General features: G+C 40.3%; 11 protein-coding genes. 4 read left to right on the forward strand and 7 right to left on the reverse strand.

Going from position 1 to position 14,987, the window contains the following annotated elements; genetic code table 11:
* The first annotated feature begins 3 nt into the window (after window positions 1–3).
* Together BVC88_RS17405 and BVC88_RS17410 are read left to right on the forward strand one after the other, a co-directional pair.
* Window positions 4–3,417 (forward strand): efflux RND transporter permease subunit, encoded by a 3,414-nt coding sequence (locus BVC88_RS17405; protein WP_075351993.1) that lies wholly within the window; start codon window positions 4–6, stop codon window positions 3,415–3,417.
* Between the two features lie 133 nt (window positions 3,418–3,550).
* Window positions 3,551–4,063 (forward strand): UpxY family transcription antiterminator, encoded by a 513-nt coding sequence (locus BVC88_RS17410; protein ID WP_075351994.1) that lies wholly within the window; start codon window positions 3,551–3,553, stop codon window positions 4,061–4,063.
* 12 nt (window positions 4,064–4,075) lie between these two features.
* Here the strand turns inward: BVC88_RS17410 and BVC88_RS17415 are convergent, their stop codons facing one another.
* From BVC88_RS17415 to ligA, 7 genes are all read right to left on the reverse strand, one after another.
* Window positions 4,076–5,368 carry a hypothetical protein gene (locus tag BVC88_RS17415; RefSeq protein ID WP_075351995.1) on the reverse strand — a complete coding sequence of 431 codons (1,293 nt, stop codon included), beginning with the start codon at window positions 5,366–5,368 and terminating at the stop codon, window positions 4,076–4,078.
* Between the two features lie 77 nt (window positions 5,369–5,445).
* Window positions 5,446–5,850: a toll/interleukin-1 receptor domain-containing protein gene (locus BVC88_RS17420; protein WP_075351996.1), complete on the reverse strand. Its 405-nt coding sequence runs from the start codon at window positions 5,848–5,850 to the stop codon at window positions 5,446–5,448.
* A gap of 108 nt (window positions 5,851–5,958) precedes the next feature.
* On the reverse strand, window positions 5,959–6,663 hold the full coding sequence (locus BVC88_RS17425) for a hypothetical protein (RefSeq protein ID WP_075351997.1): 705 nt from the start codon (window positions 6,661–6,663) through the stop codon (window positions 5,959–5,961).
* A gap of 135 nt (window positions 6,664–6,798) precedes the next feature.
* Window positions 6,799–6,987: an exodeoxyribonuclease VII small subunit gene (xseB, locus tag BVC88_RS17430; RefSeq protein WP_075351998.1), complete on the reverse strand. Its 189-nt coding sequence runs from the start codon at window positions 6,985–6,987 to the stop codon at window positions 6,799–6,801.
* Window positions 6,984–8,291, reverse strand: a complete 1,308-nt coding sequence (gene xseA / locus BVC88_RS17435; protein ID WP_075351999.1) for an exodeoxyribonuclease VII large subunit — start codon at window positions 8,289–8,291, stop codon at window positions 6,984–6,986. The genes xseB and xseA overlap by 4 nt, the downstream gene beginning before the upstream one ends.
* Window positions 8,292–8,293: 2 nt before the next feature.
* Entirely contained in the window at window positions 8,294–9,157 is an 864-nt protein-coding gene (dapA, locus tag BVC88_RS17440; protein WP_075352000.1) for a 4-hydroxy-tetrahydrodipicolinate synthase, read from the reverse strand.
* A 113-nt stretch (window positions 9,158–9,270) separates the two neighbouring features.
* Window positions 9,271–11,727, reverse strand: coding sequence for an NAD-dependent DNA ligase LigA (ligA, locus tag BVC88_RS17445; RefSeq protein WP_075352001.1), 2,457 nt, complete (start codon window positions 11,725–11,727; stop codon window positions 9,271–9,273).
* A 139-nt stretch (window positions 11,728–11,866) separates the two neighbouring features.
* Here ligA and BVC88_RS17450 point away from each other — a divergent pair, with 139 nt between their 5' ends.
* Complete coding sequence (locus BVC88_RS17450) at window positions 11,867–12,499, forward strand: TetR/AcrR family transcriptional regulator (protein ID WP_075352002.1); 633 nt, start codon at window positions 11,867–11,869, stop codon at window positions 12,497–12,499.
* 95 nt (window positions 12,500–12,594) lie between these two features.
* Window positions 12,595–14,655, forward strand: coding sequence for a methionine--tRNA ligase (gene metG / locus BVC88_RS17455; protein WP_075352003.1), 2,061 nt, complete (start codon window positions 12,595–12,597; stop codon window positions 14,653–14,655).
* Window positions 14,656–14,987: the final 332 nt, after the last annotated feature.

A 14,987-nucleotide genomic window follows, 5' to 3' on the forward strand; every position in this document is an offset into this window, starting at 1 on the left:
GTCATGGCAGATCATCAAAATAAAAGTAAATCCAGAGAATTTGGGCTATCGAGCCTGAGTGTGGATAATTCCACCTCAGTGGTAATCCTTACCCTGATTATCAGTGTGTTGGGACTAGGAGCCTACCGATCGATGCCTAAAGAAAGTTTCCCGGAAATCGTTATTCCCACGGTCTACGTAGGAACCCCTTATCCAGGCAACTCGCCAGTGGACATGGAGAATTTGATCACCAGACCGATTGAAAAGGAACTGAAATCAATCAATAACGTCAAGGATATCAAATCCACCTCCGTTCAGGATTTCTCCTCGATTGTAGTCGAGTTTAATCCAGGTGTTGAAATCGCAAAAGCGATTCAGGATGTGAAAGATGCGGTGGACAAATCCAAGAGTGAGCTGCCAACAGATTTGGATCAGGATCCGAATGTGGTAGAGATCAACACTTCTGATTTTCCTATTATGAACGTGAATATTTCGGGTAATTACTCGGAAGCTGAACTCAAGAAGTTCGGGGAATATTTGGAAGATGAAATTGAAAAACTACCTGAAATCTCAAAGGCAGATTTAGCTGGAACTGTAGAGCGAGAAATTCAAATCAATGTTGACCCTTACAAAATGGAAGCTGTTGGGGTAAGTTTTGGAGATATTTCTGGAGCTATTCAGTCAGAGAATGTTACGATTTCAGGTGGTAACATTCGGTCAGGGGATTTTCGACGAACACTCCGGGTTGATGGTGAATTCACAGATCCCTCGGAATTGCTTGATGTGATCGTAAAAACGGATAATCAGAAAATCGTTTATCTCCGGGATGTAGCTACTATAAATGATACTTACAAGGAGAGATCAAGTTACGCTAGAAGTAAAAATTTGCCTGTAGTAACCATTAACGTGGTGAAGCGAAGCGGAGAAAACTTATTGAATGCATCCGATAAGATCAAAGAAATCATCCAAAAAACTCAAGCGAATCGATTCCCTCCTGATTTGGAAATCAGTATTACAAACGATCAGTCAAAGAAGACAAGATCTCAGGTGAGTGATCTGGAGAACTCGATCATCTTTGGAGTGATTCTGGTAGTTTTAGTTTTGATGTTCTTCTTAGGATTCCGGAATGCACTTTTCGTAGGTACAGCGATTCCTTTGTCCATGTTTATTTCTTTCCTTATTCTCAATGCTTTTGGGATTACACTCAACTTGATGGTGTTATTCTCTCTAATTCTTGCTTTGGGTATGCTTGTCGATAACGGCATTGTAGTGGTAGAAAATATTTACCGTCTAATGTCAGAGGGTAAGTCCGCAATTCAAGCTGCAAAAGAAGGTGTAGGGGAAGTAGCTTGGCCGATTATTACATCGACTGCGACTACTTTGGCCGCTTTCTTACCGTTGGCTTTCTGGGAGGATACTGTGGGTGAATTCATGAAGTTCTTACCGATTACACTAATAATCGTTCTTTCTTCTTCACTTTTTGTGGCTTTGGTCATCAACCCAGTGTTGACTGCACTTTACATGAAAGTTGAAGATGTCACCAAAGTAAAACCTAAACAAAAACCGATCATTGTGGCCGGTATTTTCTTGATACTATCGACCATACTCTATTTGTTGGGTTGGACAGCCATGGGTTCTTTGTCCTTGATCGTAACCCTACTCACGCTGTTTAATGTGTTTTTGCTACGGGGTGCTATTCGTTGGTTTCAGACTGTTTTCTTGGTAAAACTTGAAAATCTTTACGGGGCAACTTTAACCTTTGCATTGGAAGGTAAAAGACCTTACGCATTCTTTGGTGGAACTGTACTCTTACTAGTATTTTCGGTAGTGTTGTTGGGAATTAGATCTCCAAAGGTTCTTTTCTTTCCGGATAATCAGCCTCAGTTGGTAAATGTGTTTGTGGAATTTCCAATCGGTACAGATATCGAAGCTACGAATGAGTTTGTAGACAAGATGGAAGATGAAGTAATGGCTACATTGGAGCCCTATCAAAATATTATTGAATCCGTCATCTCACAAGTAGGTGAAGGTACAGGCGATCCTACTGAAGGGCCTAGTAATCAGGCAACTCCGCATAAAGCTAAAATCACTATTGGATTCGTCGATTACATAGATCGGCAGGGGATCAATACAAATGGTGCTATGGAATTGATTCGGGATATGGCTGAGCAATATCCTGGAGTTTTGATTACGGTGGATAAGCAAAGAGATGGTCCTCCAGTAGGAAAGGCAGTAAATATTGAATTTGTAGGAGAAGACTACGATCAGTTAATCGCTTATGTCAATCAAACAAAGGAATATTTAGAGGATTTGAATATTGCCGGAATAGAGGAATATAAAACAGATTTGTCTCTTGGAAACCCAGAGCTGATCATGGATATCGATCGGGAAAAGGCAAGAAGATTTGGACTCTCGACTTCACAAATTGCGCAAGATCTTAGAACTGCCTTGTTTGGACTGGAAGTGTCTAAATTCAAAGAGGGAGAAGATGATTATCCAATTCAGTTGAGATTGGATGAGGATTATAGATATGATATCAATACACTGGTAAACAAGAAGATTGGCTTTAGAGATAAGTTTGGTACAAAGCGAGAGGTTCCTATTTCTGCAGTTGCTGATATACAATATGGATCTACCTATGGATCGGTAAAGCGTAAAGACTTGGAGAAAGCGGTAACCGTATTCTCAAATGTACTTGATGGCTATAACGCTACTGAAATCAATCAGCAAATTCAAATTGCTATGAGTAATTACGAGGTGCCTGATGGAATCGCTGTGAAATATACTGGAGAGCAAGAAGAACAGGCTAAGTCCATGGAGTTTCTAATCGGGGCTTTGGGAATTGCCGTTTCCCTTATTTTCTTGATCATAGTTGCACAATTCAATTCAGTGACAACTCCGTTTATTATTATGGCATCGGTGGTTCTAAGTACAATTGGTGTTTTCCTTGGATTGGTTGCGTTCAACATGGATTTCGTAGTGATCATGACAGGTATAGGAATTATATCTCTAGCGGGAGTGGTGGTGAACAATGCCATCGTATTAATTGATTACACTAATCTGGTTCGAGAGCGAAAGAGGGATGAGTTGGGAATCAAGGAAAATGAATTTCTAAACTATTCGGATCTTGTTGGGAGTATAGTAGAGTCTGGGAAAACTAGACTTCGACCAGTGCTTTTAACTGCGATCACAACTGTACTCGGATTAGTCCCTCTGGCAATCGGTATGAATATCAATTTTGGTTCACTATTAAGTTCTTTTGACCCTCAATTTTATGTTGGTGGAGATAATGCAAATTTCTGGGGACCGATGGCTTGGACAGTGATATTTGGTTTAACCTTTGCGACATTAATTACGTTAGTGATTGTACCGGTTATGTATTTGATGGCGGACAAGCTTAATATGAGAATCCGTCAGTTCAGAGCAAAATCGAATTAAGGTTGGTGGTTTTTTTTATGAAACCTTCGGGACGATGTCTCGAAGGTTTTTTGTTTTAATTACAAGTTGTAAATCTTAGAGAAAGGAGCGAGATTTTGTAGTTTCGTCCTCCGGAAATTGAAAAAAATAGAAGATGGAAGAATTGAAATGGTACGTGATGTACACCGCTTCTAGGTCAGAGAAGAAAGTTGCTGAGCGATTGAAAGAAAGAGGAGTGGAGGTTTACCTGCCAATCGTAGAAGAATTACGTCAGTGGTCAGATAGAAAAAAGAAAGTTCAAAAGGCGCTTTTTAATGGTTATGTTTTTGTCAAAACCCGAAGGAACGAACTTTGGGAGTGTCTTCAAGTTCCTGGAGCTGTAAAGTTTGTGCACTTTGCAGGTACACATGCTACAGTGAGGGATGAAGTGTTGGATATGATCAAACGTATCGTGGAAACTGGCGTAGCGATTGAAACCGATGGTTCAGAAATAGAACCTGGCGAAAAAGTGAAAGTGATCGGTGGGCCACTTCAAAATATGACTGGTGAGGTCATAGAAAAAGGAAATAAAGATTATTTCATGATTCGGATTCCGGGGATTTACCAGAATATGTTAATTAACCTACCGAGAAAGTTCTTAGAGGTTATTTTGAAGCCAAACCCTTAATTTTATTGTTACTTAATTTTCCTGGATTTTCCCCTTGGATCTTTTGATCCTCTGAATCTCGCCGGAGTCCCATTTTTTTTCGATGATAATCCGATTTTTAATCTGAGGAGCATTTTTCAGTTCCTTTCGTTCAAAGATTTGATTTTCATAAATCAATGGGGTAGTTTTAATTTTGCTTAAGGAATCCACGATTTCAGCATAATTCAATTCTTCTCCGGGGTTAATCGAAGTATTTTGAAGGGAATCTGAAAATAATGTCAATGTAAAATCTCCGAGATCAGCCTGCCAAAGCTCCTCAAGTGTTTCTGGACTGACTTTGAAAATGCCGACTTCTGTCACAATTTCCCCGCTTGGTATAATTGATTCAAGGCTCATAGCAATCATTACATTTTGATTATTTTCTAGATCCTTGGGGAATTCCATACTGATATTTGGATTGGTTTCCTCAAAATTGGAGTCGGGCGAACTAGTATTATCTACTGAAACAAAATCTGGAGAAGATGAATCATAGGATGGGAAAAAGAAAAATGCAATCAAAATAATCCCAGCTAGTGAAGCTGCATATGGCAATATCTTTTTAAAGATACTTTTTCTGCCCTTTGCTGGTTTAGAGGTAGATGGAGAGATGCTTGGATGGCTTGGAGATTTGGAAAAAGAAGTAGGATTGTTTTTCGGGATAGGTAAGTCTCCAATTTTAGATTCCATTTTAACTTCTTCTGACTCGGAGAATTCAAATGAAAATTTTGGAGGACTTAAGTTACTTTCAGCAGTCTCAAACTTAGCAAGAGCCTTAGGGATATTAGCTGCTGTTTTTACATTACGCTCAAGGACAATGTCTTTTTTCCGCTCTTTACCTAGAATTATTTGAATCAAGGTGACTCTCAAAATTAGAATGAAATCACCTGCTACTAAAGGTTTGACGTCAAAGAGCCATTCCGTAAAGTCATCGCTAAGAATAAACTGTTCCTCATTGTTTAGAGCTTTAATTTCGAAATTGCTACCTGATTGTCCTTCATTCAAACTTACTTGCATGATTTCTCCCAATCGAATAGATTCGATGACTTGCTCCTCTTCAGGGATCTTTAGCCCTTCTTTCAGTAAAATTTCTTCCCAAGCAAGCCTGACTGTACACCTAGTCCAAGAGAGAACCTGCATCGTTCCTGGAATATGATACAAGACTTTCCCTTCTTTTCGGCCCGAAGTTGGGGCAGGAGTTTCTGTTGTATCAGAAACAGAGGATTTAAGAGCTTCAATTAATGGCTGGTAAGATTTGCTCCTCATGATTTCAATACTCAGCGTATTCATATTACTGAGTGTTCCTGCTAATTCATCAATGGCAGTTCTGATCTCTGCAAAAAGATTAATCTCAGTTTGAATTGTATTTAATTTTTTTCAAGACTATCTAACTCTTTAGCACTGGAATTAAGGTCTTTTAATTTTTTATCCCAATATTTTAAGTAACCAAGTATTCCCAAGCCATCATAGATAGCAGCATCAGGCAAAACGATCGGGAAAATCCGGTCTAAAAATGATTCCCGCTTGGCAACTTCCATCAACTCAAACATGCAGTTTTTAGATTTGAGGTATTTGTCGCTGATAATCAAAACCACAAAATCCCCTTTGCCTATCTGCTTCATAAATTCCCGAATCAATCCTTTGAATCCCAGGTCATTTTTATCTCTTATCAAGTCGATTTGATTGGATTTTAGGATTGCCTCTAACTCATTTGCGACTTGTTCGCTTTCTCCTCCCCAGGCATATGAAATAAAAACTTGTTGCAAGCCCATTTTAAATAGAAGTCTTTGATAAATAAGTTACCGCTCTTTTATCAGAATATCAAAAAATGAAAAAACCAACCTTTTATGGTTGGTTTTGCTTTGGTTTCCTGAATAAGATTAATCTCTACTTTTTGGAATAAAGTATCTTCGATAAACGATTTGAGCTTGGGCTAAATGATCTCCGTATCGATTGAATCCTACATTGCCATCAAGATTGTCAGTAAAAGTAAAAAACATAGTGCCCTCTCCTGCAATATCTGAATATGGCCCAATCCTGTAGCTCAAACCAGCTCTCACGGGAATATAGGCTGTAGTAATCTGCTCTTTGGTAGGGACTTCATTTTCGTTAAATGATTTCGTCTGCTTGGTGCTGACATTCATCACTCCGATTCCAACTCCTCCATAAAGATTCCATCTGCTTCTATTCATGTGATTGGCAAATGGGACGACATTTATGCTTGGCATCAGGTCAAAATAGATACCTTGACCTACTGCTGTATAGGAAGAAAAATTTTCAAACCAACTGTCAGTTATAGAAGTGCTTGGATTTCCTCCGCTTGAGATCCATTGCACCCCAGCCGTGGCCCGAAGGTCAAATCTCGTATTCAAGCGTTTAATTAAAGAAGCTGAGATAGAGGGCTTAATCTCAAAATTACCAGCCCGATACTGACCGCCATTATCCATGTAGGCAAAAGATGGCCCTACACCAATGCTAAATATATTATCTCTGGAAACCCGCTCTTTGTAAAAGTTTTGGGCAGAAACAAGGCTGCTTAATCCAAAGAAAAAGACTGTAAATGTGAATCTAATTAATGTTGACATATCAAAATAGCCTGATGAATTTTTGATTCAGGACCGGATTAGATTGCAAATTTGACAACAAATATGCCAATGCACCTTACCGGGATATAGTTTAAACAGAAAAATGTCAAAATTAGTATTTTGGGCTTTTGTGAATTACGCCCCTTCAAAAGCTTTTAAAATATCCTCCTCTGTGGACTTGAGTTTTGCCTTGCAGCTTTTTACAAGTTCAGAAGCTTCTTTTACAAGCTCAGAAAGCTCATCCACACTCTTTTTCCCTTCTTCAAGTTGATTCAGAATCAACTCCAGCCGATTCATGGCTTCATCGTATTTTAGATTTTTCATTTTGATTCTATTTTGGTGATGGTACTTTCTATTTTTAGCTTTTCTGAATAGGTAAGCATTTTTTCTCCACCCTTAAATTTGGCCAAATCTACAGGTAGACCTTCAACTTCGGATCTTGTATAGCCACGTTTGAAAATTGATTTTGGATCGAGTTGATTCAGAGTGATAGATTTGGATTGTAATTCCTGCTCTTGAGTTCGGACGAACTGAAGCATTCCTTTTAAGATTGATTTTTCAAGACTAGCCAGATTGTTTTCAGCTATCCTGATCTTATTTCTGCTTGATGAAATCAATCGATCAGCTTTTGATTTTAATTTCTCAGATTCAAGTTTGATTCGGCTATCTCCCATAGCTTTCACTTGATGACTCAGTTGATTTAATTTGTTTTCAGCATTTTTCAACTGTAACCGAGTGGATCTATCTAACCGAGTTAACGCAAGATTCAGATTTTCCTCAAATTCTCTAAAGCTTGCCAAAAGAAATTCAGCTACCGCAGTAGGTGTTTTCAGTTGGGTGTGAGCTGTAAGATCGGCAATCGATTGATCTCGCTCATGGCCGATTCCCGTCAGGACCGGAATAGGAAATCTGGCTATCGCAACGGCTAAGCGGTAATCATCAAAACAATCTAAATCCAGCTGTGCACCACCGCCACGAATAATGACCACTGCATCAGGCTTCAGTTGGTCTAAATCTGCAAATATCGATTTTAAACTATTGATCAAACTGGTCACCGCTTCATTTCCTTGCATCATGCTCGGATATAGCTTGTGATAGATTTTATAATTGTCTGGATTCGATTCGATTTGATTGATAAAATCCCCATATCCAGCTGCAGTGGGGCTGCTGATAATAGCTATCTTTTGAATTACGGGTGGTAATTCATGCCTAGCATTAAGTCGGATTAATCCTTCTACTGTAAGTCTATCAATTGTTTCCTGTCGAATTCTGGCTCGCTCTCCCAAGGAAAAAGAGGGGTCAATATCTTTCACATTGACACTCAATCCATAAAGTGGGTGAAAATTCACGGCAACCTGTGCCAATACTTTCATCCCATTTTTGAGCCCACTTCCGGTTATGGATTCAAATCTTGCTGCTACTGTTCGGTAAGTAAATTGCCAAAGATTAGCCTTAATCTTTGCCAGGACTTGATTTCCCTGCTTCTCAACCAATTCGAAATAAGCATGACCTTGTGGCGCCTGTCTAAAATCCGCGATCTCACCCACTACCCAATAAACAGGATCAAGTTCGTTTTCCAGCGTCGCTTGAATGAGTTGATTGAGTTCTACAATGGATTTTGGAGTCATAATTAGTTCATCCGATCTAATTCAGCCTTGATCTTGGAGCTCAAGCTTTCGGTGGCCCGAAGCATAGGAAGACGTACTTGATCTCCACAGATTCCCAGATGCTTTAGTAGGTTTTTTATTCCAACCGGATTTCCTTCCTGATACATCAATTCATTCAGTTTGATAATTGAGAAGGCAGCTTTTAATTGGCTTTCATGTGTTGCGTGGCAAAGTGTTTTGAAAGTTTCCGGCAGGGCATTCGCCAAAACGGAAATAATTCCTGAACCCCCAATGCTGAGCATAGCCTTGGTCATCAAATCATCTCCTGAAATCAATAAAAAGTCTTTCGGCATTTCAGCTGCGATCCGCATACACTGCTCCAAGTTTCCGCTGGCTTCTTTCATGCCAATGATGTTGGAATGCTGCGCCAATGTCAGCGTAGTTTCGGCAGCCATATTCGACATCGTACGTCCTGGAATATTATATAGAATCACGGGAACAGGCGAAGCATCCGCAACAGCTTGAAAATGTGCAATAATTCCAGCCTGTGAAGGTTTATTGTAATAAGGACTTACTGAGAGGATAGCTGTGATTCCATCGAAGTCTGTGGCGTTGATTTCTTCTACCAAAGCATGGGTATTATTTCCCCCGATTCCATACACGATGGGGACACGATTGGCATTAAACTCTAAGCACTTCCTCAGGACTTCCTTTTTTTCTGAGCTACTCAATGTTACTGTTTCACCTGTAGTTCCCAGCACCACTAAATAATCCGCTCCACCCAATATGACAAAATCGATGAGGCGTTTCAAGCCAGCAAAATCTATCGAATAGTCTTCATTAAATGGGGTTACTAATGCTACTCCGGTACCTTTGAGTTGATTCATGGATGGTTAAAGTTTGAGGCCTCAAAGATACGGTTCTGATTTCAAATGCAATTCCGTTTATCCTAAAATTGGGGATTGAAAGGTTTAAACCCGGAAAATGAAATTAAAATCTTTCATTGGCTGTCCCCATTAATCATCTTTAAAAATTCCTCCTCCGAAATCAGCGGCACTCCAAGTTTTTGAGCTTTTTCTTTTTTGCTTGGCCCCATTTCTTCTCCCTCTATTATAAAGTCAAGGTTTTTGGATACAGAGGAAATATATTGTCCACCATGCGCTTTCACGGTATCGATGATTTCATCTCGTTTAAAATGATTCAGTTTTCCGCTGGCTAGAATTCGCTTTCCAGCCAAAGCATTCCCCAGAATGGTGGACTCTTTTTCGGATATTTCAAGATTCAATCCATGAGTTTTGAGACGATCGATGATTTTAAGGTTTTCTGGCTGCGCAAAAAAGTCATGAATACTTGTGACTAAGATTTCTCCTATTCCGTTAATTTCAAGTAATTCCTCGCTGCTCGCCTCTTTTAGTTTGTCAATACTTCCAAAGTGATTGGCGAGAAGTTGAGCGGTATTCTCTCCAATATTCCGAATTCCGATTCCAAATAGTACTTTCTCAAAGGGTTGTTTTTTGGAAGCAGCGATTCCTTCCATGATGTTTTTTACCACGCCTTCTTGAAAGGTATTTGCTTTCAGCTTCTTGATTCGTTCGGTCAGCTGATCGGATAGCTCCAAATTCAATTTTAGCAAAATCCCATGAACCGTTCCTTCGTTTTTGCTTGCTTCAAGAATCGTATCGAAATCTACTTTTCTTCCCAAGAAAATTTCCAGAACCACTGCTACAGGCACATAGTCTTCGAGTTTTGGAAGTTGGTGATCTTTTAGGCTTGCTATTAAATAATCAACCATTCCAGTATTTGAAGGCACTTTTTTCTTCCATTTCCGAATCTGTTCTTGGAATGCTCTCAAGGTATCATTTAATGGTAGTGCTACATTCTCACTCAGAAAATCCTGAATTTGCTTGAATGAAAGTTGTTCGGTCAAAGCAAAAAGGGCCTTTTCTACAGATATATAGAGCAATCCTTCTCCCTCTAACTCATATTGATCATGAGACATTTCCAAACCTAATAGCTCAGCTTTTTTCTCCTCCAGATCATAGATATCTGCAGGGTTGGAGATAAATTCCTGATCGATCAATGCACGGATCCGCTCGGTTCCCATGGAGTCGATGTCCATTGCTCTTTTGGATACAAAATGCTCGATTCTCCCCAAAATTTGAGGTGGGCATTCTGAAGCGTTGGGACAGTAGTGTTTGGCTTCACTTTCTTTTCGTTCAAGCAAAGTTCCACATTCCGGGCAATGCGTGATATAGGAAATCGGCTTTGCTTCCGGTTTGCGGAGCGATTCATTTACACCAGTGATTTTTGGGATGATCTCGCCTCCTTTTTCCACATGTACAAAATCGCCCTCAAAAAGGCCTAACCGCTCGATTTCATTTGCGTTGTGAAGCGAAGCACGCTTCACGGTGGTTCCTGCTAAGCTGACAGGAGAAAGATTCGCAACAGGTGTAATTGCCCCAGTGCGTCCAACTTGATAAGTGATCGAGAGTAATTCGGTTTCAGCACTCTCAGCTTTGTATTTATAAGCGATTGCCCATCGGGGATTTTTGGCAGTGAAGCCCAATTCCTCTCGCTGATTGTAGCTGTTTACTTTCAAGACCACTCCATCGGTGTCAAGAGGAAGAGTAAATCTCTTTTCTCTCCAATCCTCAATGTATTGAATTACATCCTGAATAGAGTTTGTCTTACGGTAGGTAGGGGAGACATTGAAACCCCATTTTTCGATTAGGTGAATAGCCTCCTCATGGGTTTGGACTGAGTCAACTCCCAAAAGCTCGTAGAAATAGCAATTTAATCTTCGTTTTGCGACGATAGATGAATCTTGCATTTTTAGAGTTCCGGAAGCTGCATTCCTTGGGTTTGCAAGTAATGCCTCACCGTTTTCTTCTCGCTGTTGATTGATTTTCTGGAACTCAGAATGGGATAAAAAAATCTCTCCCCGGACTTCAAAGTTCTCAGGAATTCCAGGTCCTTTTACCGTAAGGGGAATATTTCGGATGGTTTTCACATTTTCTGTTACATCATCCCCCTTGTAGCCATCCCCCCTTGTTACTGCCCTTGCCAGTGTACCGTTTTCATAAACCAGACTGATCGCCACGCCATCAAATTTCATTTCGCAGAAGTACTCAAAGTCTTTTCTTCCAAGACCTTTTTCGACTCGTTCGTCAAAGTCAATTAATTCCTCAATAGTATAGGTATTTCCTAGGGAAAGCATTTTGGTTTTATGCTCCACGGTCTTAAAATTCTTGGTGATCGTGCCGCCAACCCGCTGACTTGGACTATCTGATTTTAATAAATCAGGGAACTGATTTTCAAGTCGAATCAACTCTTCCAATAGCTGATCAAATTCAAAATCAGAGATTTCAGGATTGCTTTCCTGGTAGTAGAGGAAGTTGTGATGATTGATCTGCTCAGAGAGTTGGGCGATTCTTTGTTCAGCTTCGGTACGAGTCATTCTATTTCTGGAAAAATTTGAGAAGTAAAAATACATTTTGAAAAGCCAAAGAACAATTCAAATCCAGTTGAGATTCTTCTTTGAGAAGATAGTTTTGAACTTGATCCATTGACTATCTTTGAGTTCAGTTACCGAATCGATGAGTAAGAAAACAGCAAACGAGCGCAGTATTTTAGAATCTGCCTATTCACTTTTTTTGGAAAAAGGTTATCGCCATACCACTATGGATGATATAGCACTATCCCTGTCGATGAGCAAAAAGACACTGTACAAATATTATCCTGGAAAATTGGAATTATTGTCTGCTTCATTTGAAATCTTAAAGACTAAAATGACAGCAAAAGTGGAGGCAATCTTAGAAAATAAATACATTCCATTTCCTCTCAAGCTAAAGTCCACACTAACTGTAATTGCTACCCATTTAGCCCCAATCAATCCTGAGCTGTTTGAAGACCTGAGGGAATATGCTCCTGAGGTATGGGAAGAACTAAGAGTTTATATCAATGAGTCTGCCTATATCCGTTTTCAAAAATTGATCAAGCAGGGTGTTGATCAGGGATTAGTGAATCCCAGAATCAATGTCAGTCTGATGGTGATGCTCTATGCAGCAGCCGTACAGTCACTTTTGGACCCCAAATTTATTAGCCAATTTCCAGAAGATATCACCGGGCAAATTAATCTCAGTCCTTCGGAGATCTATGATCAGGCAATCAGTATTATTTACAATGGAATCCTGACCGAAGAGGCGAGAAACGAATTTGTCAATGCCTGAAGCCTCCTTTGGCTGATTTCCCTATCTTTGCGCTTATTCCGATTTCAGACTTTCCATGCGCTGTTTTAGGCAGGGCCACGAATCAATTATAAAACATGAGTTCTAAGAATTTTAAGCGATACACCGTCACATCCGCACTTCCGTATGCCAATGGTCCACTTCATATTGGGCATTTGGCAGGATGCTATATTCCTTCTGATATCTATGTTCGCTATTTGCGAAGCAAAGGTAGGGACGTAGCCTACGTTTGCGGCTCGGATGAGCATGGTGTCGCGATCACGATCAAAGCTAAAAAGGAAGGTAAAACTCCCCAGGAAATCGTAGACCGATATCATGAGATGATGAAAGGGAGTTTTGAGGAATTTGGAATCAGTTTCGATCATTATTCTAGAACTTCTGCAAAGATTCATCATGAAACAGCCCAGGGACTTTTCAAAGATCTCTACCAAAAAGGTGAATTTTTGGAGCAAACTACTGAGCAGTATTATGACGAAGAGGCAGAGCAATTTTTGGCAGATCGATACATCGAAGGCACTTGTCCAAAATGCGGAAATGAGCGTGCTTATGGTGATCAGTGTGAGCGCTGCGGCACTTCACTTAGTCCTACAGACCTGATCAATCCAAAATCAAAATTAAGTGGCAGAACACCTGTTTTGAAGGAAACCAAACATTGGTTTTTAGATTTGGCCCGCTACACCAACTTCCTAAAGCAGTGGATTCTGGAGGAGCATGCAGATGACTGGAAGAATAATGTACTGGGTCAATGCAGATCTTGGCTGGAAGCTGGTGATGGCTTGCAAGCTCGATCCATGACCCGAGATATGGATTGGGGAATTCCGGTTCCAGTAAATGGTGCTGAGGGAAAAGTCCTCTACGTTTGGTTTGATGCGCCGATTGGCTACATCTCCTCTACCAAAGAATGGGCAGCTGAGAAGGGGATAGATTGGGAACCCTATTGGAAGGATAAGGATACCAAACTGGTCCACTTTATCGGAAAAGATAACATCGTTTTCCATTGTATTATTTTCCCGGCAATCCTAAAAACACATGGAGGATTCATCCTTCCGGATAACGTGCCCGCCAATGAATTTTTGAATTTGGAAGGGGATAAAATTTCCACTTCGAGAAATTGGGCGGTGTGGCTTCATGAGTATCTGGAAGAATTTCCTGGAAAGCAGGATGTGCTCCGCTATGTCTTGACTGCGAATGCGCCAGAGACGAAAGACAATGACTTTACCTGGAAAGATTTCCAGACAAGAAATAACTCAGAACTCGTAGCGATCTACGGCAATTTCATCAATCGTGCGGTGGTTCTCACACATAAGTACTATCAGGGAGTAATTCCTGTGCGGGGAGAATTGGTTGGATATGATGAAGAAGTGATTGCAGCATTGAGTGAATTCCCGGAGAAAATTGCAGCGTCTTTGGAGCGCTATCGTTTCAGAGAGGCTTTGGGATTGATGATGGACCTTGCTCGCCTTGGAAATAAATATCTGGCCGATACTGAACCTTGGAAGGCAATCAAAACCGACCCTGATCGAACTGCCACCATCTTGAATATTGCCCTGAATATTGCTGCTAATCTAGCAATCGTTTCAGAACCGTTTTTACCTTTCACGGCAGGTAAGCTTGTCGAAATGTTTGGAATGAAAACACTGAATTGGGATGCTGCAGGCTCGGCAGAGTTGCTTTCCAGCGGACATGTGCTGGGAGAGCTTGGGCTCCTGTTTGATAAAATCGAAGACGAAACCGTAGAAAAACAAGTTCAAAAACTATTAGACGCCAAGAAAATGAATGAAGCCGAAAATGCTCAAGTACCTGTGATGAAAGAACTAATCACCTATGATGATTTTGCCAAATTAGATATGCGTGTCGTTACTGTTCTGGAAGCGGAGAAAATGCCGAAGTCTAAGAAGTTAATTAAGCTAAAAGTCGATACAGGACTTGGTCATCGTACGGTGTTAAGTGGAGTTGCTGAGCATTTCGAGCCGGAGTTTCTGATAGGAAAGCAAGTGACGATGCTCATTAATCTTGCTCCGCGAAAGATGATGGGAATCGACTCCGAAGGGATGATTTTGATGGCAGAAGATAAAGACGGAAAATTGAAGCTGCTTACCCCGCATGAAGGAACTGCGAGTGGATCCACTATATCTTAAAGTGATCGTCGCTGCGAGTGCAGCGAAGCAGTCTGGTTTTTTAGAACCAAGAACCAAGAACCAAGAACAAAGACTCAAAGACCTGTCATCGTGTGATCACGAGGCAGGTTTTTTTGTTTAGAATATTTATACTGATCAGATTCCATGGTTAAGTTTTAGCTTTTCTGGAAAAATGAACTTGATTCATTTAGAATTAATTATCCCACTCCGCCTTATTTTCTAGTTGTACTTTTCTCATAATTGTAAAAAAAAATAAAATTAGTTTAAATTCGATGAAATATTCTGTTAGTTCATCCTTATACCAAATAAACTAAGGATTGTGGGGGGGGGGG

The organism is Algoriphagus marinus, assembly GCF_001936475.1.
In the GTDB taxonomy this organism is placed as follows: Bacteria; Bacteroidota; Bacteroidia; order Cytophagales; family Cyclobacteriaceae; genus Algoriphagus; species Algoriphagus marinus.